General features: G+C 33.6%; 5 protein-coding genes and 1 pseudogene. 2 read left to right on the forward strand and 4 right to left on the reverse strand.

The features are described 5' to 3' along the window. Positions 1-174 (forward strand): DUF5777 family beta-barrel protein (locus A9Q93_RS03975; RefSeq protein ID WP_303686084.1); only part of this gene is annotated, 174 nt, incomplete at its 5' end. Positions 175-260: 86 nt separating this feature from the next. On the opposite strand, the gene A9Q93_RS03980 is transcribed toward A9Q93_RS03975, so the two are convergent. Beyond that, positions 261-914 (reverse strand): hypothetical protein, encoded by a 654-nt coding sequence (locus A9Q93_RS03980; protein ID WP_303686080.1) that lies wholly within the window; start codon positions 912-914, stop codon positions 261-263. Positions 915-1013: 99 nt separating this feature from the next. On the opposite strand from A9Q93_RS03980, the gene A9Q93_RS03985 reads away from it, so the two are divergent. Then, the gene (locus A9Q93_RS03985) at positions 1014-2348 is read left to right on the forward strand and encodes an aspartate kinase (protein WP_303686081.1); all 1335 of its coding nucleotides are present in this window, start codon (positions 1014-1016) and stop codon (positions 2346-2348) included. Here A9Q93_RS03985 and A9Q93_RS03990 read toward each other — a convergent pair. From A9Q93_RS03990 to A9Q93_RS04000, 3 genes and pseudogenes are all read right to left on the reverse strand, one after another. Next, a complete protein-coding gene (locus tag A9Q93_RS03990; RefSeq protein WP_303686082.1) occupies positions 2345-2890 on the reverse strand; it encodes an acyl-CoA thioesterase in 546 nt (181 codons plus the stop codon). The genes A9Q93_RS03985 and A9Q93_RS03990 overlap by 4 nt on opposite strands. Positions 2891-2950: 60 nt before the next feature. After that, entirely contained in the window at positions 2951-3319 is a 369-nt protein-coding gene (locus A9Q93_RS03995; protein ID WP_303686083.1) for a 6-phosphogluconate dehydrogenase, read from the reverse strand. Beyond that, positions 3316-3513, reverse strand: a pseudogene (locus A9Q93_RS04000) (DUF3307 domain-containing protein); the annotation flags it as partial. The gene A9Q93_RS03995 and the pseudogene A9Q93_RS04000, both read right to left, overlap by 4 nt.

Genomic DNA, 3513 nt, shown 5'->3' on the forward strand with positions numbered 1-3513 from the left:
CCTTATGTAAATCCATTGAGTATAGGTGTTGATCTTGAAACTGGTGGACACGTGTTTCAAATGCATTTCACAAATGCCCAGCCTATGCTTACTAACGGTTTCTTAAGCCAAGGTACTGGAGATTGGTTGGATGGCAGGTTTTACTTTGGTTTCAATCTCGTACGAGTATTTTAAGAAAGATTTGTTTGTGATGATCTCGCTTTCGCGAAAGCGGAATTACCAGCTTTTAAAACATTACACTTTTAACTTTCTTTTTATAATTAACTATTACTGAGCTTTTTGATCGCTGAAAACGCTTTATCTACAGCAAAGTCTTCTACTAATACGCTAAATTCATTTGTTGTAGAAATAACCTCGTGAAGAGAGATGCCTTCCCAAGCAAAACGTTTAAATATTTGATAATAGAGACCTGGAATTTGGGTGTTATTAGTAGGTAATGCAAGGCTTATGGCACTCAAATTATCCTTCATACTCGTCATGGTTTCCTTGCTAAATTTTTCTAAGATGTGATTCTTTTCACTAGTTGATATGACTAGATTACTTTCATGAACACCTCTAGAAAATCCATAGAATACATTTGGGTTTATGATTTCTAATACTTTGCTATGGCTCCATATTAGTGTGCTAGAGTTTTTAAAAGTAAAATCGGTCAGGTTAGACCGTACGGTTATATCGCCTAGATTTTTTAATACTTTTTTTAAATGATGAGACTGTTGCAATCCTATAGGAGATTTATAGCGCCTCAATGCCATCATTATTGCTCCTGTTTTTATAGGCTTTCTAAGCATTTCACTTATAGAAGGTTGTAGTTCTTCTGCAAGTGCAGAAAAATTGATTATACGTCTAGATAACGCTTCTTCAAGAAATGGTTGTGTAACTAGAATCTCTTCCACACAATCAGACACTGTTTTCATAATTGTTAACTATTTAACAAGATGTGCAAAATTAGACTAATTTCTGTTATCTTTTTATTTCTAGTAGTATATATTTTTATGTTTGTATAAAAAACGAATATGCTTGTTCAAAAATTTGGTGGTACTTCGGTAGGTTCTGTAGAAAATATGAATCATGTAAAAGAAATTATTACAGATGGTTCAAGAAAAGTAGTAGTGTTATCTGCCATGTCTGGCACGACTAACGCTTTAGTAGAAATTTCTGATGCTATTTGTTCTCAAGAATCTTCAACAGCTTTAGAGCTAATTGAAACATTGAACAAGAAATACGTACATACTATAAGTGAATTATTAAATGAGAATTTTTTAATAGCTGAAGCTCAGGAATACATAAGTAAGGTTTTTGATAGCTTGAGGGAGATCACAATTTTAGATTATACTACTTTCAGTTATAATAAAATTGTAGCTCAAGGAGAGCTACTGTCTACTTATTTGTTTAGTAGCTTATTGAGGCAAGAAGGTATTAACGCAATGCTACTGCCTGCACTGGATTTCATGCGAATTGATAATAATAATGAACCAGATGCTTTTTATATAAAACAAAATTTACAGCGTATTTTAAGTAAGAACGAGCACATTGATATATTTATCACTCAAGGTTTTATATGTCTTGATGTTCAAGGGCAAATTTCTAATCTACAACGTGGTGGTAGTGATTATACAGCATCAATTATAGGAGCCGCTATAGAAGCTCAGGAAGTTCAAATCTGGACAGATATAGATGGTTTTCATAATAATGACCCTAGGTTTGTAGAAAATACAACAGCTATTTCACAAATTTCTTTTGATGAGGCAGCTGAGCTAGCTTATTTCGGTGCAAAAATACTGCATCCACAAACCGTTATGCCGGTAAGAGATCTCAATATACCAGTACGATTAAAAAACACGATGCTACCAGCTGCGCACGGTACATTAATAACACACCATGTAACTGGAGAAGGAATTAAAGCAATAGCAGCAAAAGACGGTATCTATGCCATTAAAATTAAATCTGCTAGAATGTTGCAGGCTCATGGTTTTTTGAAGCGAGTTTTTGAAGTTTTTGAAAAATATGAGACACCTATCGATATGGTAACCACTTCAGAAATTGCAGTATCACTCACGATCGATAATGCCTCGCATATTAACGCTATCGTACAAGAATTAGAAAAAATTGCAAGTGTAGAAGTAGACGACTCAATGAGTATAGTATGTCTGGTTGGGAACAATATAATCTACCATCAAGACACTCCGCATCTGTTTCAAATATTACAAGATGTATCTGTAAGAATGATTTCTTACGGTGGTAGTAATAATAACATATCGTTGCTAATTAATACAACAGATAAAAAAGAAACCTTAAATAATTTACAGCGCTACGTTTTTGAGTCTCATGAAGAATTATTAGAAATTTAAAGATTAATTTCTACGTTGTACTTTTTTAGCTCTTCTCGATACTTTGGATCAGAAAAGTTTGCAGCAGCTATTTCTTGATTACTATTGTGCTTAATTTGTTTGCGTTTAATCGCTCTAGCAAATCGCCTCACGTGTGTCTCACTGCTTATTTTAAGGCCAGGTACAGAAACGGTATTGCCGTTCTCATCTTTTGCAACCATAGTTAAAAATGAAGAATTGCAATGTTTTGTTATTCCGGTCTGTATATTCTCTGCGTCAACTCGTATTCCTACAACTATAGAAGAATTACCTACATAGTTTACTGAGGCTCGAAGTGTGAGCATTTCACCTACTTCAATAGGAGCAAGAAAGTCTACTACATCTACACTTGCAGTTACACAGTAATTACCACAATGTTTTGACGCACAAGCAAATGCTATTTGATCAATAAGAGACAATACGTAACCACCATGAATTTTGCCTGAAAAATTTGCATGTGAAGGTAGCATGAGTAAGGATAACATTACTCTGGACTGTTCGGGAGATTTGAATTGGTCTTTCATATGGTATAATTATATGAGGTGATTATTTTTCTCGCTTTCGCGAAAGCGTAATTAAAACAATCAATCACGATTAAAATGAGGACTTTTTTCTGGAGTTACTTCTGTAATAAAATATTTAGTATCACCCCAAAAGAAAAACGTACCAAATTTCTCTTCATATTTTAATTTCACATATTCTCCTTGATATTCCTTCAGGGCTTCTATTACCTCTGGCTGATTATTCATAACAGAAAAAGAAAAAATTTGAGCACCACTTATTCCTTGAGAAATTTCTCCTTCCCATGTTTTCACAACAAAACCTTTACTAGAAAATTTTATCAATTCACCACTACGATAACCTTCAGAATAGCTAGCAAAATAAATAAATGCATACCACAGAACCATCATTATTAGTATAGTAGCGAGTATAACTCCTAAAATCTTTTTCATATCATATAGTTTTTAAATAGCAAACCTACCAGAATTGCGATGCCAAAGCTAAGCAATGTACCTATTAATACGTACTCTGTTAACTTCATATTTTTTGCTTTGCTCAGATCACCAAATCTAAATACTGATTTTGCAGTCAGTAATAGGCCTACTGCACTGAAGTTGTCTGTGATTATAAATAGAAAAATTAAAAG

This window comes from Nonlabens dokdonensis (assembly GCF_002162835.1).
GTDB classification, from domain to species: Bacteria; Bacteroidota; Bacteroidia; order Flavobacteriales; family Flavobacteriaceae; genus Nonlabens; species Nonlabens dokdonensis_B.

Excerpts from the sequence above, each read along its gene's own strand:
- A9Q93_RS03995 (WP_303686083.1), bottom strand. The coding sequence starts at position 3,319 with ATGAAAAAGATTTTAGGAGTTATACTCGCTACTATACTAATAATGATG.
- A9Q93_RS03980 (WP_303686080.1), bottom strand. The coding sequence starts at position 914 with ATGAAAACAGTGTCTGATTGTGTGGAAGAGATTCTAGTTACACAACCA.
- A9Q93_RS03990 (WP_303686082.1), bottom strand. The coding sequence starts at position 2,890 with ATGAAAGACCAATTCAAATCTCCCGAACAGTCCAGAGTAATGTTATCC.
- A9Q93_RS03985 (WP_303686081.1), top strand. The coding sequence starts at position 1,014 with ATGCTTGTTCAAAAATTTGGTGGTACTTCGGTAGGTTCTGTAGAAAAT.